Below are 22,414 nucleotides of genomic sequence, written 5' to 3' on the forward strand. Positions count from 1 at the left end.
GGCCTCAGCGCGGCGGACCACCCTCCCATGCACGCAGCTGGTCGACGACCTCGACTTCCCCTGCCGCCTCGGCTTCGGCGAGCGCCGCAGCACCGGCGCGCGCGAAGACCGAGTCCAGCTCGACCCTGTTCCCGGTCGAAGCCGACTCCCCTGCCGCCTCGACCATCGCGAGGCTGCGGATGTTGCGACGGATCTCTCCGGACGGAGCCTCGCCCCCGTCCAGCGCAGTCAGGAACTCCGTGAGCGCCGCGTCGAGCCCCTCGCTCGCCGACCCCACCGACACGTCCTGCTCGGGCCCCTCCGCGCCCTGCATCCGCACGGTCATCTCGCCATCCCACGTCGCCGAACCGCCCGGCGCGCTCGCGCGCCAGTCTGCGTTCCACGACGTCATCAGACCGTCAGCGCACCAGCTTCCCGCGTATCCGAAGCGCGCCCCGTTCGAGAAGCGGAAGATCGCCTGCGCCGCAGCCGCCCCGCGGTACCAGCTCCACGAGGGCGAGAACTCCTCGCAGTAGACCGACTCCGGTTCGCTCCCGAGCAGGAACCGCGCCTGGTCGAATTGGTGGATCGCCATGTCGACCAGCAGCGGTGAAGCCATCTCGTCGCGGAACCCGCCGAACCGGGGGTTCTGGAAGAACTGCGTCTCGAGCTGTCCGGCGCCGCCGAGATCGCGCAGCGCCGCACGGAAGGCGCTGATCCCGGCCGAGTGCCGGCGCGACTGGCTGGTCGCGAGCAGCACCCCGCGGGTGACGCTCAGTGCGCCGAGCCACATCGCGTCCGCCACGGTCGGGGTCACCGGCTTCTCACTGAGCACCGGAATGCCGGCGCGGATCGCGGCCTCGCTCACCGTCCGGTGCGCCTCGGGGATCGTGACGTTCAGCAGCAGATCAGCCGGCGCCTCCCGCAGCGCGGTGGTCACGTCGTCGAAGACCGGCACATCCCAGCCGCGCTCCGCCGCCGCTGCTCGCGCCGCCGAGGTGTCGATGTCGACGACGGCCGACGGGCGCAGACCCACCCTCGCCTGCACGACGTCCATCCAGGCACGGCCCATGCCGCCGGCCCCGACCACGATGACGTCGCGTACGTCAGCATCCTTCACTGCATCCATCGATCCCATGTCCCCGCTCACTCCGGCGGCAGTTCGAACTGGCCGTCCCGCTGCATCGTGATCCGTGGCTGCGCGCGCGACCGATCCTGGAACGCCCAGCCGACGGCGTTGGCGAGCACGCGCTTGATCTCCGGCTGGTGATAGACGGGATAGTCCTGATCACCGGGTGAGAAGTAGAAGATGCGCCCGTGACCGCGCGAGAACGTCATGCCCGAGCGGAAGATCTCGCCACCCGAGAAGCTCGAGACGAACACCAGTTCGTCGGGTGCGGGCACATCGAAGAACTCGCCGTACATCTCCTGGGCGGGGATCACGAGCGGATGCGGCACGCCCTCGGCGATCGGATGCGTCGGGGACACCGTCCACACCAGCTCGCGGTCATCGCCCTGCCGCCAGCGCAGGGTGCAAGTGGTTCCCATCAGTCGGATGAAGATCTTCGAGAAGTGCGCCGAATGCAGCGGGATGAACCCCATCCCCCCGAGCACGTGGCGGTGCACACGCTCGACCACCTCGTCGTCCACGGCGTCGTGCTTGATGTGCCCCCACCACAGCAGCACATCGGTCTGCGCGAGACGTTCCTCGCTCAGACCGTGCTCCGGGTCGTCGAGGGTGGCGGTCTCGACCACGACGTCATCCCCGAGGAGCTCCCGCAGGCCGGCCGCGATCGTGCCGTGCATGGTGTCCGGATAGATCCGTTGCGGGACCTCGTCGTGCTTCTCGTGATGGTTCTCGCCCCAGACCAGCACCCGTATCGGTCGCTTCGCAGTCATTCCTCATCCTCTCCATGATCGACGTCCCACTCTCCATGATCGACGTCCCACGCGGTTCTCCCCGCGCGGGCCAGCACCAGGTGTCGCGGTCCGGTGAGCCGGACGGACACCGCGCATTCTCGGTCCGCGACCGATCGGCCCGCGGCGAGCACCACGGTTCCCGGGTCGACGCTCAGCCGGCTGTCGACCCCGGTCGCCGCGAGGCGCGCAGCCTCGAGCGTGAAGCGGACGGTCCGGCGCGCTCCCGCCGGGATGCGGATGCGGGCGTAACCGACGAGCTGCGCCTCCGGACGCACCACCGGCCCGAACGGATAGGAGGCGTAGAGCTGCACGACCTCGACCGCCGATGCCCCCGCATTGCGCACGGTGACGACGACCTCGGCGGCCCCGTCGGTGCGGAGGCCGACGGGAGCATCGATCGACTCGTACTCGATACGGCCGCGGGTCAGTCCGTATCCGAACGGATAAAGCGGGGTCGGGTCGGCGACCGTGATCCCCGCGTTGTGACGGCCCAGCAGCGGCTCAAGATACGTGCTCGACACCGAGGGCGATCGCGGGATCTGCACGGGAAGCCGCCCGCTCGGAGCGACCCGACCGGAGAGGATGCCGGCGATGGCGCCCGCACCGTCGGCGCCGGGGAAGAAAGCCTGCACGATCGCGCGAGCCGCGCCGTACTCCCCCAGCGCGTACGGGCGTCCGGAGACCACGACCAGCACCGTCGGCACGCCCGTGGCGAGCACGGCCAGGACGAGGTCGTGCTGGCGACCGGGAAGCCGCAGGTCGGGGGCGTCGCATCCCTCGCCGGAGGTTCCGTCGCCGAAGAGCCCGGCGACATCGCCGACGACCACCACGGCCACGTCGCTCTCATGGGCCGCCTTCACGGCGGTGGCGATCTCCTCAGCGTCGTCGAGGATCTCGCAGCCTCGGACGAAGCGCAGCTCTCCCACACCCGGCTCGGTACGCAGCGCCGCCTCGATCGTCGGAATCGTGATGCCGGGATCGTGGCCCGGGTACTTGGTGAGCACATGGTTGGGGAAGGCGTAGCATCCGAGCAAGCTCCGGTACTCGGCGGCCGCCGGTCCGATCAACACCACCCGGGAGTCGACGGTCAGGGGCAGGACGCCGTCGTCGTCGAGGAGCACGATCGACTCCTCGGCGATCCGGGCTGACAGAGCCCGGTTGCGCGCGCTGTCGAGGTCGACGTCCTCCGCCGCGGTCGGCACCGCCGATTCCGCGTCGAGCAGCCCCGCCTCGATCTTGTGCCGCAGATGACGCACCGCGGCGCGGTCGATGTCGCTCTCGTCGACGATCCCCTCGCGGACCAGTCGCGGAAGTGCTGCGAACGCGACCGTCGACGGCAGCTCGACGTCGACGCCGGCGCGGAGCGCGAGTGCGCCCGCCTCGGCGGCATCGGCGGCGACCCGGTGCATGGTGACGAGGAAGGGGATCGCCCAGTAGTCCGCCACGACCGTGCCGTCGAATCCCCACTCGGTGCGCAGGATGCCGTCCAGCAGCGCCCGATTGCCCGTGCTCGGGATGCCGTCGACATCGGTGTACGAGGTCATCACACTGCGCGCGCCGCCCTGCCGCAGGGCCATCTCGAATGGCGGCAGCACGGTGTCGGAGAACTCACGCGGCCCCATGCTGACCGGGCCGTGATTGCGCGCGCCGCGGGACGCGGCGTAGCCGGCGAAGTGCTTCAGCGTGGCGATGATCCCGGCGCTCTCGAGGCCAGCGACGTACGCGGCGCCGAGCTGACCGACGAGATACGGATCTTCACCGAGGGTCTCCTCGACGCGCCCCCAACGGTAGTCGCGTACGACGTCGAGCACCGGAGCCAGGCCCTGGTGCACGCCGATGGCACGCATGTCGTCACCGATCGCCCGCGCCATCTCCCGCACCAGCTCGTCGTCGAAGGTCGCCGCCCACGCGAGCGGCGCGGGAAATGCCGTCGCGCCATACGCGGCAAGGCCGGTCAGACACTCCTCGTGCACGAGGGCGGGGATCCCCAGGCGCTGGTTCTCCATCACCTTCCGCTGCAGGGCCCGCAGCTTCGTCACGCCGTCGCGCAGGCTGATCGGAGCGGTGCCGAAGACCCGGGTGAGCTGGCCGAGGCCGAGCGCGAACGGGTCTACGACGGCATCCGCGAGGTCGTCCGAGAGGCGCGGTGCGAAGGCGTCGGCGCTCTCGGTCAGCCACACCGATCCGAGCTGGGCGACCTTCTCCTCGAGGGTGAGCTCGTCGACCAGGGCCTGGGCACGCTCGCGCGCACTCAACGTCGGATCGCGCCACCGATCCTGGTCGACGGCGCTCAGCTCGACGGTCATCCCTTGAACGCCCCGTCCATGATGCCCGCGACCATGCGGCGTCCGACGAAGAAGAACACGATGAGCAGCGGCAGGGTCGCCATGAACGAGCCGCCCATCGTCAGCGCCAGGTCGATCGTGCGGTTCGCCTGCAGCTGCTTCAGCGCGATCTGCACCGTGAACAGCTCGGGCGACTTCAGCACGATGAACGGCCACATGAAGTCGTTCCACACCCCGGTGAACGTGATGAGACCCAGGACGAAGGCGGCCGGCCGCACGACGGGGAACCCGATGCGCCAGAAGATCTGCCAGCTGTTGGCACCGTCGATGCGCGCGGCGGCCATCAGCTCGTCGTTCAGCGTGGTCGACAGGTGCTGCCGCATCCAGAAGATGCCGAAGGCGCTCGCGAGGCCAGGCAGGATGATCGCCTGCAGCGTGTCGACCCAGTCGAGCCACGAGATGATCAGGTACTGCGGGATCACGCTGAGCTGCGCGGGCACGGTCATCGTGAGGAGCACGATGAGGAACAGTGCGTTGCGCCCGGGGAACTGCAGCTTGGCGAAGGCGAATCCGGCCAGCGCACACAGCAGCGAAGTGATGACCGCCACGGCGAGCGAGACGATCACGCTGTTCATCAGCGATTGCAGGAACGGCACGGTCTCGAACACCTTCGCCGCGATGTCGAAGAAGTTGAATCCCGGGTACAGCCGAGGCGGGATGGAGGTGACGGCCGACGCCCCGACCGAGGCGATCACGAACATGTAATAGAGCGGGAAGACGCTGATCACCACCGCGACGATGAGGAACGCGTAAACGTACCAGCGCACCTTTCCGACGCGGTTGCCGCGACTGCGGCGACGCGCGGGGACGTCTGGCTTCACCTGCGAAACGAGCGTCGCCTCCTGGGTCACGTGAGTCATGCGCGTGCCTTCCTGGTGCGGGTGGTGAGGTAGAAGTTGATCAGCGACACGACCACGACGATGACGAACAGCGCCACCCCGATCGCGGAGCCGTAGCCGAACTCGAACTGTCCAAAGCCCTGCTCGTACAGGAAGAGGGCGAGAGTCTGGCACTGACGACCGCCGCCACAGGTGAGTCCCGCCTCGGGCGCGACGAGCAGCGGTTCGGTGAAGATCTGCAGTCCGCCGATCGTCGACATGATCACGGTGAAGATGATGATCGGACGCAGCGACGGGATCGTCAGGTGGATGAACTGCTGCCATCCGGATGCCCCGTCGACGGATGCCGCTTCGTACATCTCGCGCGGGAGGGCCTGGAGCCCTGCGAGGTAGAGCAGGGTGTTGTAGCCGAACCAGCGCCACATGACCATCGATGAGATCACGATCCAGGAGCCGAGCTGGGAAGACATGAAGTTGACCGCCGGCGCTCCGACGAGATCGAGGATCCAGTTGATGAGCCCGAAGTTCTTGTCGAAGATCTGCGCGAACACGAGCGCGGTCGCGGCGACCGAGGTGATGTACGGGATGAGCAGGGCCATCCGGAAGAAGTTCGCCAGCTTCAACGTGGCGTGATTCAGCAGGTGCGCGAGGCCGAGTGCCAGCAGCAGCTGCGGAATCGTGGAGATCAGGAAGATCCCGAAGGTGTTGACGAACGCGTTCCAGAACCGCGGGTCCTGGAAGAGCCGCTCGAAGTTCGCCAAGCCGACGAACGTCTGCTCGCCGATCGGGTTCCAGTCGAACAGCGCCACGTAGAAGGTGAACAGGAGCGGGAAGAGGCCGAAGATCGCGAAGATGACGAAGAACGGCGCGACGTAGAGATACGGAGCGAGTCGTTCGGCGAACGGCTGTCTGATCTTCTGAGTGGGCGGCCGGTCACGCCGGCGGGTCTTCTGGACGGGGAATGCGGTCGCTGTCGCGGTCATGGTCCTACCTCGGTGGGGATGGTGGCCCGCCCTCCCCGGCACGGGCCACCATGGATCGGTTCGATGGTTCAGCCGCCGATGGCGGCTTTGGCGCTGTCGAGCCCGGTCTTCCACGCGTCAGCCGGTTTGACATTGCCGGCCTCCATGTCGACCAGGGCGTTCAACAGCGCGGCACCGATTGCGCTCGTGTCCGGACCGTTGTAGAACGAGCTGAACTCCAGCACCGAGTCGCTCATGGTCGCACCGATCGGCGAGTCACCGAAGAACGGGTCGGTGTAGTTGCGCACCTCTTCGCTCTCGAGGGCCTCGTTCGCGGCGGGGAAGGTTCCGACAGTCGCAAAGTGCTCGGTCTGGCCCTCCGGGGACAGCATCGTCTCGATGTACTGCCAGGCTGCTTCCGGGTTGTCGGCTCGTGCCGGGATCGCGATGACGCTGCCACCCCAGTTGCCGCCCACGCCGGGGATCGACGCGATGCGCCACAGCCCCTCGGTGTCGGGGGCGTCGGTCTTGAAGCCGGACAGCATCCACGAGGGAGCCGTCGTGACGGCGAACGCGCCGTTCGCCTTGCCGGGCGCCCAGCCGGACGACCAGGCGGGGATGCTGGCGCTGATGCCGGCGTCGTAGGTGCGCACAGCGACGTCGAACGCCTCTTCGACCTCGGGGTTCTTGTCGTAGATCAGCTCGCCGTCGGGCGAGTAGTACTTCTCACTCACCTGGTTGACGGTCGAGAAGAACACGCTCGTCTCGACGTTGTCGACGAAGGGCTCGCCCGTCGCTGCGGTGTACTTCTCACCCATCTCGATGAACTTGTCCCAGGTCGACCACATCTCGGCCACCTCGGCCGGGTCGGTAGGGAGGCCCGCTGCCTCGAACAGGTCGGCGCGATAGGCGAAGCTCAGGCCTCCGACGTCGGTCGGGATCCCGATGATCGAGCCGTCCTCCGCGGTCGCTCCGTCGATCGCCCAGTCCAGGTACTCGTCGCCGATGTCGTCGCCGCCGAGCGTGCGCAGGTCGACGAAGTTGCCCGGGTTCTCGACGAACTTGGGCAGGTCGTCGTTCTGGATCATGACGAGGTCCGGTACGCGGCCGCCGGCGAGGGCGGCGGTGAGAGCGGTGGCCGTCTCGGTCGTGCTGCCGACCTCGCTCAGCTTCACCTTGGCGTCGGGGTTCGCCTCCAGATACCGGTTGACGGAATCCTTCTGACCGATGCCGGTGAACGACCAGAACTCGAACTCGGCATTCGGATCACCGGATCCGGACTCCGATCCTGATCCGCCGGATGAGCATCCGGAGATCAGCAGCGCGAATGCGCCGATCGCTGCGATCGGCAGGGCCAGTTTGCGACGGTACACAACAGCTCCTCTTCTTCGGGGACTTGTGAGTGCAGGGCGAGTGGAGACTCGCTGAGAGATCGATCTCTCGTTCGGGTCACAGTAGCCAAGATTTCTCCACACGGCAACCCTGGCGATCGAGATGGCCGCAGGTTGGGCAGTGCGCTGCGGTTGACGACACTTCGCAGCGGTACGCGCGGACGATCACCCGATTTCGTGCAATGATCTCTTCAGTCAGAGATCGATCTTCGGTCCACCCTCACACCTGCGGAGAGAGCCATGGTCAGACCCACCATCGTCGACGTCGCACACGCCGCAGGAGTCTCCCGCGCCACCGCGGCGCGCGTCCTTGCCGGCGCGACGAACGTCGACCCGACGATGACCCTGTCGGTCGAGCGCGAGGCACAGCGCCTCGGCTACGAGACGAACTTCGCCGCACGAGTGCTCCGTGGCGGTCGCGCCGGCGCCGTGGGCCTGGTGATCGCCTTCGAAGAGCTCGGCAGCCACAGCGGAACGTTCTTCACCGCCGTACTCAAGGGCGCGGCGAAGGGCCTGTCGGCGGGCGAGGTGCAACCCGTCCTGCTCCCCGCAGACGAGGAGGACCTCGACCGCATCCCCCGATTCCTGCGCTCCGGCGCGGTCGACGGCGCCATCGTGATCCTGCAGCACGAGATCACGCACCTCGTGGAGCGGCTGGCCGACTCTCCGGTTCCGATCGCCTGGGTCGGTCGCCCGCACGCCGACATCGGTCCCGACCCGATCGTGATCGACTCGGACAACTACGGCGGCGGCGTGCTCGCCGCCCGGGCCCTCGTCGAAGCGGGACGCCGGTCGATCGGAATCATCACCGGCCCCCTCGACCTCGAGCAGGCGAGAGACCGCACGCGCGGCTGGACGGACGAGCTGGCCAGACACGGCATCGCGCCGGGCCCGATCGTGCACGGCGACTTCACGCTCGACAGCGGCACCGCCGCGATGGCGCGGCTGCTGCAACGAGCACCCGACCTCGACGGCATCTTCGCGTCATCCGATCTCATGGCAGCGGGGGCTCTGCGCGTGCTGCAGGCCGCAGGACGCCGGGTTCCGACGGACGTCTCTGTCGTGGGTTTCGACGACATCCTCATCGCCGGCACCTCCGACCCGCCGCTGACGACGGTACGCCAGCCCCTCGAGGAGATGGGCCGGGCCGCAGCCGACACGCTTCTCGCGACCATCCGCGGGCTGCCGGCTGAGAAGGAGCAGCTGCTTCCGACCTCCCTGATCCATCGTGAATCGCTCTGACGTCCTGCATACTCCCCCGCGCCGCAAGGTGCTGATCAGCACGGATGCCGCGAACGAGGCCGACGACCAGTTTGCCGTCGTGCACGCGCTGCTCTCGCCCGTGCTCGACGTGCGCGGAGTGCTGCCGGCGCACTTCGGTCGCGACGGCAGCAGAGCGGCATCGAGCGACGAGATCGAGCGACTCCGCAGACTGATGGGGGCCTCGGGGGATCTCGCGGTCGCCGAAGGCGCCGACGGCCCCCTGCCCGACGCGCGAACACCTCGCCCCTCCGCGGCATCCCGGCTCATCATCGATGAGGCGTACTCCGACGAGCGGCGGCTATGCATCGCCGTGCTCGGCCCGCTCACCGACGTGGCCACCGCACTCCTGGAGCACCCCGATCTCGTCGCGGCCGATCCGCTCGTCGTATGGGTGGGCGGCCCACCCTACGAGGGGTTCGCGGGGTACTCCCCCGAGTTCAACCTCGTGAACGATGTGGCGGCCGCCGAGGCCGTCTTCGCGTCCGGTGTCGAGATCTGGCAGATCCCGATGCCGGTGTACACGATGATCGGCGTCGGGCACGCCGAGCTCCGCGAGCGACTGTCCGGCACTAGCCCGCTAGGCGACTACCTCGTGGATCAGCTGATCGCGTTCAACTCGACCGTGGAGTACGGACCGGTGGATTTCCGATCGCTCGGCGACAGCCCTGCGATCGGCGCGCTCCTGAATCCGCTCGGCGCGCGCTGGAGCATGCGTCTGCCGCCGCGGTTCACGGCCGACGCGCAGATCGATGGCGTTCTCGATGACGACCCGCGCATCCGGGTGTGCGAGGCGTTCGACACCCGCTGGCTGATCGAGGACATGTTCGCCAAGCTCAGGTGCTGGGGAAAGAACCACTGACCATGTGCCAGGAATTTCGTGACCAAACCGTTGCATTCGTTATCTCGCCGTTATAGAGTGATCGCACGGTGAATGTTTGCTGTGGCATACACCGCATGTGATTGCAGGACACTCTTGGTGCAAGGGACAAGGGCCGGTCGGGAGCCTCTCCGACCGGCCCTTTACTGTTGCCAGTACGCTGTTCCCATGACCGATCGCAAGCTCGCCCTCGAGGCATGGGAGAGCCTGTTCCGCGCGCAGCACGAGCTGTTCACCGAGATGAACGCCGACTTCGAGGACACGGATCTCGGCCAGGCCGAGTACGACGTGCTGCTCACCGTCACCCGCTCCCCCGGCATGTCCGCGCGACTGCGCGACGTGACGGCGAACATGCTCATCAGCCAGCCGAGCGTCTCGCGCCTGATCGACCGGATGGTCGCGCGCGATCTCGTCTCGAAGTGCCCCGACCCCGATGACGGACGCGGGGCACTGATCAGGGCGACGGATGCCGGCTCGAAGGCCTTCCGCGCCATCGCGACCGTGCACGGGCGATCGATCGCCGAGCGGATGTCGCGTCTCGACGACGCCGAGTTGAAGACGCTCCGCGACCTCGCCGAGAAGCTCCGGGCTCGCTGACCTTCCCTCCGCACCACGGCCACGACGGCCCCTGCGCTTTTCTGGCAGGGTGGAGCGTGAACGCCCGCGCGGCCGCGCCGGCATCCAAGACCGCCCCCTCGGGGGGAACCAGGGAGGTCATCCATGGAGATCGCCGGAATCGTCGGCATCCTCGTCATCGTCGGAATCGCAGTCGTCGCCGCCGTCGTCGTCCTGCTCATCCTGCTGCTGTTCGCACGCAGCTGGATCAAGGTCGCGCGCGCCGATGAGGCGCTCGTCATCTCGGGACGCAAGCAGAAGGTGGCACGCGCTGTCATCGGAGCGGACGGCTCGACCAGAGACGAGATGTCGGAGTCGCCCGTCACGGTCATCGTGAACGGCAAGTCGCTGGTGAACCCTATCACCCAGCGCCACGAGATCATCTCGCTGCGCTCGCGCCAGGTCTCGCTCAACGCCGAGGCCCAGTCGCTCGACAGCGTCACGCTCAACGTCGACGGCGTCGCGATCGTGAAGATCGGCTCCGACCCCATCCTCGTGCGCCGCGCCGCCGAGCGTTTCGCCTCGCAGGACAAGGCCATCGAGCAGTTCACCACCGAGCAGCTCGAAGGTGCTCTCCGCGGCATCGTCGCGACGCTCTCGGTCGTCGAGCTCATGCGCGAGCGCAAGAAGTTCTCCGACCAGATCGCTGCCGACGTCTCGCAGGAGCTCGCCGAGCAGGGTCTGATCCTGGACTCCTTCCAGATCAAGGGCATCACCGACAAGGTCGGCTACATCCAGTCGCTCGGTGCTCCCGAGATCCAGGCGAAGCGTCAGTCCGCCGAGATCTCGCAGACCAACGCCGACCGTGCGATCAACCAGAAGAACATCGCCAATCAGGAAGCCAACCTGGTCGAGCAGACCGCTCTCGACACCAACACCGCCAACGCCAACGCCGGCATCGGCCGTGCGCGCGCCGAGGCAGAGCAGGCCGAGAACCTCGCCCGCGAGCAGGCCCAGCAGGCCGTTCTGCAGCAGCAGGCCGAGAACCGGCAGGCTCAGCTCGACGCCGACGTCAAGCGCGTCGCCGACGCCCAGCGGTACGAAGCCGAGACCCGTGCACAGGCCGAGCTCTACACGCGTGAGCGCGCGGCAGAGGCCGGCGCGATCGAGCAGGTCAAGCAGGCCGAGGCCCGCACCCGCATCGCCGAGCAGCAGGCCCAGGCCGACAAGGCCAAGGCCGACGGTGAGGCCGCAGCCGCGATCGCCCGTGCGACCGGTGAGGCCGACGCACTGCGCGCCCAGGCCGAGGCGGAGTCCGAGGCTCGTCGTCTGCGTGCGAACGCCGAGGCCGACGCCATCCGCGCCGAGGGTGAGGCGCGAGCCGCCGCCGTCGAGGCCGAGGCGAAGGCCATCGCCTCCAACCAGGATGCCTTCCTGTCGCAGCGCGTGCTCGATGTGCTGCCGTCGATCATGGCCGAGTTCTCGAAGGGCTACGCCGCGATCGGCAACGTCTCGATCATCGGCGGCTCGAGCGAGGACGGCGCCTCGAACGTCGTCGGCGCCGACAGCGCGAAGGCGCTGAAGTCGGTGTTCGACAGCGTCAGCTCGGCGACCGGGCTCGATCTCGCGTCGATCATCCAGGGTCAGGCCGTCGGTCGCGGCATCGGCGAGGGCGTGGCTGCGGCAACAGCCCCGGCCGCCGCGCCGACTCGCCAGTCGGCACCGACCACCCCGCCGCCGCCGGCACCGCCGGCTCCCGCAGCGGAGTAGTCAGCACACAGCACACAGCACACAGCACACAGCGGATGCCGCGGCCGGATCGGTCGCGGCATCCGTCGTCTGCGGAGTCGCGGAGAACGGGCAGACTGGAGGGGTGACCGCTCCCGTCTTCGACCTCGCTGCCATCGGCGCCGGGCTCTCGTTCGCGGCCGCCGTCGATGATCTCTCCGCAGCGCTCGACGCCAGTGCGTCCGTGGTGGTGAGCGCACCGCCGGGCACGGGCAAGACCACGCTCGTGCCGCCTCTCGTCGCATCGCGGACGACCGGGCGTGTGATCGTCACCCAGCCCCGCCGCGTCGCCGCCCGCGCGGCCGCACGGCGACTCGCCCACCTCGACCGCACCGCGCTCGGCACCCGCGTGGGCTTCACCGTCCGCGGCGAGCGCTCCGCAGGACCCGAGACGCTGATCGAGTTCGTCACGGCCGGGGTGCTCCTGCGGCGGATGCTCGATGATCCGGGGCTCGACGGCGTGAGCGCCGTGATCATCGACGAGGTGCACGAGCGCGCCCTCGAGACCGACCTGCTGATCGGCCTGCTCTCGGAGGTCCGTGAGCTGCGCGACGACCTGACGGTCATCGCCATGTCCGCCACCCTCGACGCGCCTCGAATCTCGGCCGCCCTCGGCACCGACGACCTTGCCGCACCGATCGTCGACCACGACGTCCCCGCCTTCCCGCTCACGGAACGCTGGGCCCCGAGCCCCGTGCCGCGACTCGATGAGCGCGGGGTCACCTGGGGGTTCCTCGATCACGTCGCCGCGACCACGGCATCCGCTGCCAGGGAGCTCACCCGAGACGACCATCGGGCCGACGTGCTGGTCTTCGCCCCGGGCGCGCGTGAGGTCTCCGAGATCGCCCGACGCCTGCGCACCGCGAGCGACGCGTTCGATGTGCGCGAGCTGCACGGACAGATCTCCGCGGCAGAGCAGGATGCCGTGATCGTCGGCCGCGCACCGGATGCCCCTCCGCGCATCATCGTCACGACGTCGCTCGCCGAGTCGTCGCTGACCGTGCCGGGCGTGCGCCTGGTCGTGGACAGCTGCCTCGCTCGGCATCCCCAACGCGACGCCGCGCGCGGCATGACGGGTCTGGTGACCGCCGCCGCCTCCCGCTCGTCGTGCGTGCAGCGTGCGGGACGCGCGACCCGCCAAGGCGCCGGCACGGTGATCCGCTGCGTCGACGAGCGCACCTACGCGGCGGCTCCTGTGCGTCCTGCTCCCGAGATCGCGGTGACCGACCTCGCGGATGCCGCCCTGTTGCTCGCCTGCTGGGGCGCCCCCGGCGGCGCCGGCCTGCGGATGATCGACCCGCTTCCTGCTCAGAACCTGGCCGATGCGCTCGCCGTACTCCGGGGTCTCGGCGCGATCGACCACGAGGGTCGAGCCACCGCCGAGGGCCGCAGCCTGGCACGCATCCCTACCGATCCACGGCTCGCCCGCGCTCTCCGCGATGGGAGTCCCCGGGTCGGGGCGCGACTCTCGGCCGAAATCGTCGCACTGCTGGGCGGCGACCTGCGCATCGCCGAAGCCGACGTCGCTCAGGCGATCATCGCGCTGCGTGGTGGCCGGGCGCCGGACGCCCGCCGATGGCGCAGCGACGCCGATCGCCTCGAACGGATGGTGCGCCCCACGCCGGGGGTCCGCTCGGACCTCGACGGAGTCGGCCTGGTGATCGCTCTCGCCTTCCCCGAGCGAATCGCCCACCGTGTCGAACGCACCGCCGAGGGTGCGACGTTCCTGCTGGCATCCGGAACCCGTGCGGGAGTGCGCGGTCCGCTCGCGGCGGTCGAATGGCTCGCCGTCGCCGACGTCGCACGCGCCTCTGCCCGAGCCGCAGCGGGATCCGGTGCCATCATCCGGTCAGCCGCCGTGCTCACCGAGGCGCAGATCGACAGCGCCGCGAATCATCTGATGACCGATCGCGTCGAGGCGGAGTTCACCGGCGGTCGGGTCCAGGCTCGTCGCGAGCGCCGCATCGGTGCGATCCTGCGCTCCTCGGCGCCGGTGCGCGCATCGGCCCGGGAAGGACGGGATGCCGTGCGCCGGGCGATCCGACGAGACGGACTCGGCATGTTGTCATGGTCCGAGGGTGCAGACGCCCTGCGCCGCCGTCTGGCTCTGCTGCGACGGGAGATCGGCGATCCCTGGCCCGACGTGTCGGATCCCGGGCTGATCGCGACCCTCGATGCCTGGCTGGCGCCGGAGCTCGACGCCCTCGCGGGTGGTGTGCCCGTGAGCCGGCTGGATCTGACGTCGGCTCTTCGCCGGCTGCTCCCCTGGCCTGAGGCCGCACGGCTCGATGACCTCGTCCCTGACCGGCTGGAGGTGCCCACCGGTTCCCGCATCCACATCGACTACCCGCCACACGACGACCCGAGCGCACGCCCTGTCGTGGCCGTGAAACTGCAGGAGTGCTTCGGCTGGGCGGAGACCCCGCGGCTGGTCGACGGACGGGTTCCGGTGCTCTTCCACCTGCTGTCTCCCGCGGGGCGTCCGCTCGCGGTCACCGACGACCTCGCCTCGTTCTGGTCGGGTCCGTACTCCCAGGTGCGCGCCGAGATGCGCGGGCGCTACCCGAAGCATCCGTGGCCGGAGGACCCCTGGGCCGCGGTGCCGACCAGGCACACCAAGAACCGCTCCGCGCGCTGAGCGGTTCTCGAGCAGGTCTCAGGGCGTGCGGCGCCGCAATGTGAGCGACGCGAGCACCAGCGCGCCGACCCCGAACGCCACGACCACGAGCAGCGGCCCGTAGACGTCCCACCCGTCGTCGCCGGCCGTCACGGCGTTGATCGTGTCGATCGCGTAGCTGAGCGGCAGCCAATCCGAGATCGCGTGCAGCACGTCGGGCATCTGGTCGCGGGGCATGAAGAGCCCGCCGAGGATGATCTGCGGGAAGACGAGCAGGGGCATGAACTGCACGGCTTGGAACTCGGTCTGGGCGAACGCGCTGGCGAGCAGACCGAGCGCCGTGCCGAGAAGCGCGTCGACCACCGCGACGAGTCCGAGCTGCCACAGTTCGCCCTCGACGTCGAGACCGCACACTCCCACCGCGAACGACACAGTGACGACGGCCTGCAGCAGCGCCATGAGGCCGAAGGCCAGTGCGTACCCGAGGATGAAGTCGGCCTTGCCGAGGGGCGTCGTCATGAGCCGCTCGAGCGTGCCGGAACGCCGCTCTCGCAGGGTCGTGATCGACGTGATCAGGAACATCACGATGAACGGGAACAGCGCGAGGATCGCACCGCCGAACTGGTCGAACACTCCGTCCTGGTCGCTGAACAACCAGGCGAAGAGACCGACGAGCAGGCTCGGGGCGATGAGCATCAGAGCGATCGAGCGAGGGTCGTGGCGCAGCTGGCCGAGCACCCGTGCGGCGGTCGCGAGCATCCGTCGACCGTTCACTGCGCCGTCCCCCGCCGCTCGCGCCGTGTGGCGGGCGGTGCATGGCCTTCGTGCTCACGACTGTCGCGGTCGATCAGGGCGAGGAACGCCGCATCGGGGTCGGCGGTGCCGGTGTCGGCGAGCAGTGCCGCCGGGCTCGTGTCGGCGATGATCCGTCCGCTCCGCATCAGCAGCAGCCGATCGCATCGCAGCGCCTCGTCCATCACGTGACTCGACACGATCATCGTGACTCCGCGCTCGGCGAGCCCTCGGAACAGGTCCCAGAGCTCGACCCGCAGCACCGGATCGAGGCCGACCGTCGGCTCGTCGAGCACGATGAGCTCCGGCGTGCCGATGAGGGCCATCGCCAGCGAGATCCGCGTGGTCTGGCCACCGCTCAGTGATTCGACGAGCTGACCGGCCTGCGCGCCGAGACCCACCTCATCGATCACGCGGTCGACGTCACCCTTCGGCGCGTTGAGCACGGAGGCGAGGTACGACAGATTCTGGCGCACGGTGAGGTCGCCGTACACGGCAGCCCCCTGCGTGCCATAGGCCACCCGGTGACGCAGCTGTCGCGATCCGCCCGGCTCGCCCAGCACCGTCACCGTGCCTTCGGAGATCCGCTGCACCCCGACGATCGAACGCATCAGCGTCGTCTTGCCGCACCCGGACGGCCCGAGGAGTCCGGTGATCTCCCCCTGGGGGATCATCAGGTCGATCCCGTCGAACACCGACGTCTTCCCCCTGCGCACACGGAGCCCCGAGATCTCGACCGCCGCTTTATTCATCATGTGATGAATTATGCGCCTGCCGACGGGCGGGGTCAACGGGTTTCGAACGCTCGCGCGGCGGTAGGGCGAGCCCCGGCCTACTCGAAGAGGTAGCGCTGCACGGTAGGTCCGACGCGTGAGACGATGTCGTCGACGGATGCCGAGGCGATGGGCCCGAGCTTCAACACGTAGCGGGTGAGGAGCAGGCCCGCGATCTGCGAGGCGACGAGCGTCGCACGCAGGTCGGCATCTGCGACACCGAGCGTCTTCGCGATCTTGCCGATGAGCTCGCGCGCGAGGAATCCCGCCAGCAGCGGTGTCGTGAGCCGGCTGCCGATCGCCGTGCGGATGAGCATGACCCCTCGACGGCGGATGTCCGGTTGCTCGAAGGCGTCGAGCACGTAGCGCACGAGACGCTCACCGACGGCGTCACGCGGACCCGCGACGATGGCCGGCACATCGATGTCGGGGCGGAGAGGGATGCCGACCGCCTCGGCGAACAGATCGGCCTTCGTGCCGAAGTAGTGATGCACGAGAGCGGAGTCGACGTCGGCACGGGCGGCGATCGAGCGGATCGTCGAGCCGTCGTATCCGTGCTCGCCGAACTCGTCGACAGCCGCAGCGATGATGCGGTCGCGCGAGTCGGAGACGCCACGGGGGCGCCCGCGCTTCCTCGGCGTGCGCTGCTCGGTCATGGCGCCAGCCTACGACGAGGATGCAGTGGCGCCGTCAGTCGAGCAGATGCCGCAGGTAACGCTGCGGATCCTGCAGGAACGAGCGCCAGTGATTCACGATCTCGAGGTCATTCCATTCGGCGGGACGGATGCCCCAGTCGCCCACCTCGAGGATCCGAGCCCCTGGCAGCGCGGCGAGCACCGGCGAGTGGGTGGCGCAGAGCACCTGACCGCCCTCGTCGACTATGCGCTGCAGCACGGCGATGAGGGTGAGCGTCGACTGGAACGACAATGCGGCTTCGGGTTCGTCGAGACAGTAGAAGCCCGGTTCGTCGAATCGGCTCTCGAGGAGGGCGAGGAACGACTCGCCGTGACTCATCTCGTGGAACGGCACATCGCCCCGCGGCGAGGGGTTCTCTTCGAGGTACGTGTAGAACGAGTGCATCGTCTCAGCCCGCAGGAAGAATCCCCAGCGGTTCGCGCCGACCCCTCGTTGCAGCTGCAGCCACTCCGACAGCGGAGACTCGCTGGGCCGGGTGCTGTGTCTGGCGAACTTCGACCCGCCCTCGGGTGAGAGACCGTAGGCGATCGCGATTCCCTCGACGATCGTGGACTTGCCGCTGCCGTTCTCGCCGACGAGGAACGTCACACCGGGCGAGAGATCGATCCCCTCTTTCAGCACCTGCGCCACGGCGGGGATGCTCGCGGGCCAGACCCGACCGGGTTCGGGGGCGTCGTCGCTCGCTCGCACGGCGACGACCGGCTGCTCGCGTCGGCGACGGCTGCCCGGGGTCCAGATCGATTCCATGCGCTCCTCCTCCGAGGGAGGCTAGTCGCAGCCACCGACGCGAAGGCCGGGAGGCCCGCTCAGCACTCGATGACGTTGACCGCGAGTCCGCCCTCGCTGGTCTCCTTGTACTTCGTCGACATGTCGATTCCGGTCTGCCGCATCGTCTCGACGACCGCATCCAGCGAGACGTAGTGGCTTCCGTCGCCGCGAAGGGCGAGGCGTGTCGCCGTCACCGCGGTGGAGGCGGCGATCGCGTTCCGCTCGATGCACGGGATCTGCACGAGCCCGCCGATCGGGTCGCAGGTGAGTCCGAGGTGATGCTCCATGGCGATCTCCGCGGCGTTCTCGATCTGCCGGTTCGTGCCGCCCATCACGGCGGTGAGGCCGCCGGCGGCCATCGCGCACGCCGAGCCGACCTCGGCCTGGCATCCGCCCTCGGCCCCCGAGATCGACGCGTTCGCCTTGAACAGCGATCCGAGAGCAGTGGCGGTCAGCAGGAAACGCCGGATGCCGCGGCGACGGTTCGCCTCGGCGACCGCGTCGGGGTCGTCGATCGCTCCGACGGCGACGAGCGACGCCTCCGCGCCGAAACCGAGCAGTGCGCTGCCGACGAGCTCTCCGTACGGAGTGACCGCGTTGCCGGCCCCGAGGCCGGAGTCGGCGAGGAACCGCCACCAGTACATCGCGACGGCGGGGAGGATGCCGGCCGCTCCGTTCGTCGGTGCGGTGACCACCCGACCGCCCGCCGCGTTCTCCTCGTTGACGGCGAGAGCGAAGGCACCCAGCCATTCCCCCGGAAGCTCGCGGTGCCCGTCGGCCTCGGCCTCTTCGAGCTGCCCGCGGATGGCACTCGCGCGACGCTTGACCTTGAGCATGCCCGGAAGCACACCGTCGGAGTGCAGACCGTTGTCGACGCAGGCGGCCATCGCGTCCCAGATCGCGTCGAGGCCGGCTGCGACGTCCTCCTCCGAGCGCTGCGCAGTCTCGTTCAGGCGAGCGATCTCGGCGATCGACAGCCCGTGCTCGTCGCACAGCGCGAGCAGCGATGCCGCGTCCGCGTAGGAGTAAGGCAGCGGAGCCGCGGAGATCTTCGTCTCCTCGCCGTCCCGACGGATGAACCCGCCGCCGACCGAGTAGTACGTCTCCTCCGCCACGACCTGCTCGTCGGCATCCCACGCGCTGATCGTCATCGCGTTCGGATGGCCCGGCAGACGGGTGCGCGGCTCGAACACGATGTCCGTCTTCGAGAAGGGGATCTCGTGCGAGCCGTCGACGCGCACCGTCGCACCCTCGCGAAGGTCCGTCCAGGCGGCGCGCACCTCCGACGGATCGCAGGTCTCGGGGGCGAGACCGCGCAAGCCCGCGACGACGGCATCAGGCGTGCCGTGTCCGATCCCTGTGGCCCCCAGGGATCCGTACAGCGTGCACCCGACGCGAGCGACGCGGTCGAGCACCCCGGTCGAGCGCAGTCGGCGGGCGAACTCGAGTGCCGCCCGCATCGGCCCGACCGTGTGGGAACTCGAGGGGCCCACTCCGATGGAGAAGAGATCGAAGGCCGAGACGTACGCTGTCACGTCCTAAGCGTACGTCGTGATCCGCACCGCGGACGATCCGGACGCCGCCGTCAAGCCCCTTCGTCCCCACACACCGAGACTCCATCCTGGTCAGGCACTCGATGCGAAAGGACGATCATGACGAACAGCACACCCGAACAGGACCCGACTGCGAGTCGCGCCCCCGAGGCGCAGAGCCCGACCCCCACGCCGTCGTCCGGCGACGCCGGGGAGTTCAAGACCCCTGGAGAGAGCGCGGAGGCATCCGCCGAGGCGGAGTCGCCTGAGGACGCCGATCCGTCGGAGATTCCCGACAACGACGAACTCGAAGAGCCGAGCACCGAGAAGGAGCCCTCGGAGGAGCCCAAGGCCCCGTCACGAAATGACCCCGAGCCCGACCATGAGGCGGTCGGGATCGGGGTCATCGACGGTCCGGAGACCGACGAGGGCGACTGAGCGACTCCTACCTCGCTCAGGCCCTCCGCTCCCGTCGCGGTGTCTGTCGTGCCGAGGGCGATCGGCACGACGGATCGCGCGACGGGAGCGTGCTCGGATGCGGGCTACTCGACGAGCTTGCCCTCGGTGTCGACCTCGCGCATGAGCTCTGCGATCTCTGCGGGGATCTCGGGGATCGGTTCGTGCGTCACGCCGCCTGTGGGCGACCAGACGAGGTTGACCTGCAGCGTGGGGTCGGTGTCGGGGTAGTCGCTGCGGTTGTGGCATCCGCGCGTCTCACGACGCTCGAGTGCGGCCTCGATCGTGGCGCGTGCGGCAAGCGCCGACGCCTTGAGGTCGAAGGCATGCGCGAGATCCTGGAAGCCCGCGATGTCGGGGTGGATGCCGATGTCCTCCATTCGTCCCTCGATCATGTCGAGGTCGGCGAGGCCGGCACGGAGCCCCTCCTCCGACCGCACGACGCCGGCGTGCTGGGTCATGGTGTTGCGGATGGCGCGCTGCAGGGCTCGCACGTTCTCGCGCCCGTCCGCCGCGAGCAGATCGTCGATCTCGGCGCGGGCTTGCGCCACGGCATCCGCCGACCGAGGCTGGGCGTCGAGGGCGGCCGCGTGCGCCATCGCCGCCTGACCGACGATGCGCCCGTAGACGAGCAGCTCGATCAGCGAGTTGCCGCCGAGGCGGTTCGCCCCGTGCAGTCCGCTCGATGCCTCGCCGATCGCATAGAGGCCGTCGACGTCGGTCTGGTGGTCCTCCGGACGCACCCACACCCCACCCATCGAATAGTGCGCGGTGGGCGCGATCTCGATCGGCTCGGTGGTGATGTCGAGCATCTGCAGCTCCATCATCGTCTGGTAGACGCGGGGCAGTCGGGTCATGATCGTCTCGCGCGGCAGGTGCGACACGTCGAGCCAGACGCCGCCGTTGTCGGTGCCGCGGCCTTCGGCGATCTCGGTGTACGCGGCGAGCGCCACGCGGTCGCGGGTCGAGAGCTCCATGCGCTCGGGGTCGTACTTCGACATGAACCGCTCACCGAGGGCGTTGCGCAGGATGCCGCCCTCGCCGCGCGCGGCCTCGGAGATCAGGGTGCCGGCGGCGTTCTCGGGCTCGATGATCCCTGACGGGTGGAACTGCACGAGTTCGGGGTCGCGCAGCCGGGCCCCTGCCTCGACCGCGAGGCGGAACGAGTCGCCGGTGTTCTCATCGCGGCGCGACGAGGTGCGACGCCAGATGCGGTTGTGACCGCCGGCGGCGAGGATCACGGCATCCGCGTGGATCAGGTAGCGCGTGCCGTCGGACTGGTCGAAGCCGTAGGCGCCGAACACGACGTTGTCGCGCACGAGCAGCCGCGTGATGTAGACGTGATCGAGGATCGGGACCTCGAGCTGCTCGGCCTTGGCGACGAGCGTGCGCTGGATCTCGAGTCCCGTGTAGTCGCCGGCGAACGCTGTGCGGCGGAAGGTGTGGGCGCCGAAGAACCGCTGCGAGATGCGGCCGTCGTCTTCTCGGGCGAAGTCCATGCCCCAGCGCTCGAGGTCGCGGATGCCGCGCTCGGCCCCCTGCGTCACGATCTCGACCGTGTGGGGGTTTGCGAGCAGGTAGCTCTCCTTGATGGTGTCGGCGGCGTGCTGCTGCCAGCTGTCGCCTTCGTCCATGGTTCCGAGGGCGGCATTGATGCCGCCGGCGGCGAGAGAGGTATGGGCATCCTGTCGGGGGCGTTTGCCGACGGCGAGGACGTCGATGCCGTGCTCGGCGACCTCGATCGCCGCGCGCAGCCCGGATCCGCCGGTCCCGATGACCAGGACCGTGGTGGAGATCTGACGTTCGCGAGTACTCATGCATTCGACGCTAGTTAGGGGGCCCTAATAACTCCAATGCATTGTTCTACTGGTATCGATAGACTGCAGGCATGAACCTCGAGCAGCTCCGCGGGTTCGTCGAGGTCGCCCGCCTCGGCCACTTCACCCGCGCCTCCGAGCACCTGCATCTCGCCCAGCCGTCGCTCAGCCGACAGATCTCGACGCTGGAACGCGAGCTCGGCGCCGAGCTCTTCCACCGGGCCCGCGGCCACATCGCGCTCACCTCCGCCGGCGAAGCGCTCCTCCCCCGCGCACAGCGGATGCTCGCGGAATCCGACGCCATCCGCGAGGAGATGGGCGAGCTCGCCGGCCTGCGCCGTGGGCGCGTGCGTCTCGGTGCCCCTCCCACGCTCTGCATCAGCCTCGTCGCCGAAGCGATCAGCACCTTTCACGCCGCCCACCCCGGCGTCGACCTGCACCTCACCGAGAGCGGCTCGCGGCTGCTGGTCGACCAGCTCGCCGTCGGCGCGGTCGACATCGCGCTCATCACCGAGTCGGAGGGTCCCCCGCCGTCGGGGTTCAGCCTGTCGCGGATGCCACTGCTCACCGAGGAGCTCGTCGTGGTGTCGGCGGCATCCGAGCCCCCGGTGTCGTCGTCCTCGTCGATGAGCCTCGCTCACCTCGCCACCCTGCCCCTGATCGCCCTCGACGAGACCTATGAGCTGCGGGCGACGACCGATGCGGCGTTCCGATCGGCCGGGTTGACCCCGAACTTCGTGCTCGAAGGAGCGGAGATGGATGCCGTGCTGCGCTTCGTCGAACGCGGCGTCGGGGTCGCGGTCGTCCCGGCGATGGTGCTCCTCGATCAGCCGGCGCTGCGGTCGGTGCGGCTCACGCATCCGATGATGACCCGCACCGTGAGCCTCGCCCACCGCGCTGACGTCACCCCGGCGATCGCCGTCGCGGCGATGCGTCACGCGATCGTCGCGACGGCTGCCGAGGTCGCCAGACGCGACCCGGCGATCACGAGCCTGCTCGACTGAGGGCGCTCAGGCGCGAGCAGGGATGCCTCCTGCCGGAGGC

At 69.0% G+C, this 22,414-nt stretch carries 19 protein-coding genes; 7 read left to right on the plus strand and 12 right to left on the minus strand.

Going from position 1 to position 22,414, the window contains the following annotated elements:
• Nucleotides 1-4 precede the first annotated feature (4 nt).
• From ACQ4LY_RS01720 to ACQ4LY_RS01745, 6 genes are all read right to left on the minus strand, one after another.
• Nucleotides 5-1,108, minus strand: coding sequence for a Gfo/Idh/MocA family protein (locus ACQ4LY_RS01720; protein ID WP_431074273.1), 1,104 nt, complete (start codon nt 1,106-1,108; stop codon nt 5-7).
• 17 nt (nt 1,109-1,125) lie between these two features.
• On the minus strand, nt 1,126-1,878 hold the full coding sequence (locus ACQ4LY_RS01725; RefSeq protein WP_431074274.1) for a ThuA domain-containing protein: 753 nt from the start codon (nt 1,876-1,878) through the stop codon (nt 1,126-1,128).
• A complete protein-coding gene (locus tag ACQ4LY_RS01730) occupies nt 1,875-4,205 on the minus strand; it encodes a beta-glucosidase family protein (RefSeq protein ID WP_431074275.1) in 2,331 nt (776 codons plus the stop codon). Before ACQ4LY_RS01730 ends, ACQ4LY_RS01725 begins: the two co-directional genes overlap by 4 nt.
• Nucleotides 4,202-5,104 carry a carbohydrate ABC transporter permease gene (locus ACQ4LY_RS01735; protein ID WP_431074276.1) on the minus strand — a complete coding sequence of 301 codons (903 nt, stop codon included), beginning with the start codon at nt 5,102-5,104 and terminating at the stop codon, nt 4,202-4,204. Before ACQ4LY_RS01735 ends, ACQ4LY_RS01730 begins: the two co-directional genes overlap by 4 nt.
• Complete coding sequence (locus ACQ4LY_RS01740) at nt 5,101-6,066, minus strand: carbohydrate ABC transporter permease (RefSeq protein WP_431074277.1); 966 nt, start codon at nt 6,064-6,066, stop codon at nt 5,101-5,103. The genes ACQ4LY_RS01735 and ACQ4LY_RS01740 overlap by 4 nt, the downstream gene beginning before the upstream one ends.
• A 68-nt stretch (nt 6,067-6,134) precedes the next feature.
• On the minus strand, nt 6,135-7,418 hold the full coding sequence (locus ACQ4LY_RS01745; protein WP_431074278.1) for an ABC transporter substrate-binding protein: 1,284 nt from the start codon (nt 7,416-7,418) through the stop codon (nt 6,135-6,137).
• Between the two features lie 258 nt (nt 7,419-7,676).
• Between ACQ4LY_RS01745 and ACQ4LY_RS01750 the strand changes: the two genes are divergently transcribed.
• The 5 genes from ACQ4LY_RS01750 to hrpB all read left to right on the plus strand — a co-directional run bounded on the left by ACQ4LY_RS01750 (nt 7,677) and on the right by hrpB (nt 14,557).
• Nucleotides 7,677-8,678, plus strand: a complete 1,002-nt coding sequence (locus tag ACQ4LY_RS01750; protein ID WP_431074279.1) for a LacI family DNA-binding transcriptional regulator — start codon at nt 7,677-7,679, stop codon at nt 8,676-8,678.
• Entirely contained in the window at nt 8,665-9,558 is an 894-nt protein-coding gene (locus ACQ4LY_RS01755; RefSeq protein WP_431074280.1) for a nucleoside hydrolase, read from the plus strand. Before ACQ4LY_RS01750 ends, ACQ4LY_RS01755 begins: the two co-directional genes overlap by 14 nt.
• A gap of 186 nt (nt 9,559-9,744) precedes the next feature.
• Nucleotides 9,745-10,173 carry a MarR family winged helix-turn-helix transcriptional regulator gene (locus ACQ4LY_RS01760; protein WP_431074281.1) on the plus strand — a complete coding sequence of 143 codons (429 nt, stop codon included), beginning with the start codon at nt 9,745-9,747 and terminating at the stop codon, nt 10,171-10,173.
• Between the two features lie 123 nt (nt 10,174-10,296).
• Nucleotides 10,297-11,901, plus strand: a complete 1,605-nt coding sequence (locus ACQ4LY_RS01765) for an SPFH domain-containing protein (protein ID WP_431074282.1) — start codon at nt 10,297-10,299, stop codon at nt 11,899-11,901.
• A 103-nt stretch (nt 11,902-12,004) separates the two neighbouring features.
• On the plus strand, nt 12,005-14,557 hold the full coding sequence (gene hrpB, locus ACQ4LY_RS01770) for an ATP-dependent helicase HrpB (protein ID WP_431074283.1): 2,553 nt from the start codon (nt 12,005-12,007) through the stop codon (nt 14,555-14,557).
• An 18-nt stretch (nt 14,558-14,575) separates the two neighbouring features.
• Here the strand turns inward: hrpB and ACQ4LY_RS01775 are convergent, their stop codons facing one another.
• The 5 genes from ACQ4LY_RS01775 to ACQ4LY_RS01795 form a co-directional block, all read right to left on the minus strand.
• Nucleotides 14,576-15,310 carry an ABC transporter permease gene (locus ACQ4LY_RS01775; RefSeq protein ID WP_431074284.1) on the minus strand — a complete coding sequence of 245 codons (735 nt, stop codon included), beginning with the start codon at nt 15,308-15,310 and terminating at the stop codon, nt 14,576-14,578.
• A complete protein-coding gene (locus ACQ4LY_RS01780) occupies nt 15,307-16,083 on the minus strand; it encodes an ABC transporter ATP-binding protein (protein ID WP_431074285.1) in 777 nt (258 codons plus the stop codon). Before ACQ4LY_RS01780 ends, ACQ4LY_RS01775 begins: the two co-directional genes overlap by 4 nt.
• A gap of 77 nt (nt 16,084-16,160) precedes the next feature.
• Nucleotides 16,161-16,757, minus strand: coding sequence for a TetR family transcriptional regulator (locus ACQ4LY_RS01785; protein WP_431074286.1), 597 nt, complete (start codon nt 16,755-16,757; stop codon nt 16,161-16,163).
• A 34-nt stretch (nt 16,758-16,791) separates the two neighbouring features.
• The gene (locus ACQ4LY_RS01790) at nt 16,792-17,544 is read right to left on the minus strand and encodes an AAA family ATPase (RefSeq protein ID WP_431074287.1); all 753 of its coding nucleotides are present in this window, start codon (nt 17,542-17,544) and stop codon (nt 16,792-16,794) included.
• A gap of 59 nt (nt 17,545-17,603) precedes the next feature.
• Nucleotides 17,604-19,100, minus strand: a complete 1,497-nt coding sequence (locus ACQ4LY_RS01795; RefSeq protein WP_431074288.1) for an L-serine ammonia-lyase, iron-sulfur-dependent, subunit alpha — start codon at nt 19,098-19,100, stop codon at nt 17,604-17,606.
• A 117-nt stretch (nt 19,101-19,217) separates the two neighbouring features.
• On the opposite strand from ACQ4LY_RS01795, the gene ACQ4LY_RS01800 reads away from it, so the two are divergent.
• Nucleotides 19,218-19,535 carry a hypothetical protein gene (locus ACQ4LY_RS01800; protein WP_431074289.1) on the plus strand — a complete coding sequence of 106 codons (318 nt, stop codon included), beginning with the start codon at nt 19,218-19,220 and terminating at the stop codon, nt 19,533-19,535.
• A 104-nt stretch (nt 19,536-19,639) separates the two neighbouring features.
• Here the strand turns inward: ACQ4LY_RS01800 and ACQ4LY_RS01805 are convergent, their stop codons facing one another.
• Entirely contained in the window at nt 19,640-21,370 is a 1,731-nt protein-coding gene (locus ACQ4LY_RS01805; protein ID WP_431074290.1) for an L-aspartate oxidase, read from the minus strand.
• Nucleotides 21,371-21,441: 71 nt separating this feature from the next.
• On the opposite strand from ACQ4LY_RS01805, the gene ACQ4LY_RS01810 reads away from it, so the two are divergent.
• Nucleotides 21,442-22,374, plus strand: a complete 933-nt coding sequence (locus ACQ4LY_RS01810) for a LysR family transcriptional regulator (protein WP_431074291.1) — start codon at nt 21,442-21,444, stop codon at nt 22,372-22,374.
• The last annotated feature ends 40 nt before the right edge of the window (nt 22,375-22,414 follow it).

The sequence above is a fragment of the Microbacterium phyllosphaerae genome (genome assembly GCF_050628115.1).
Lineage (GTDB): Bacteria > Actinomycetota > Actinomycetes > Actinomycetales > Microbacteriaceae > Microbacterium > Microbacterium phyllosphaerae_A.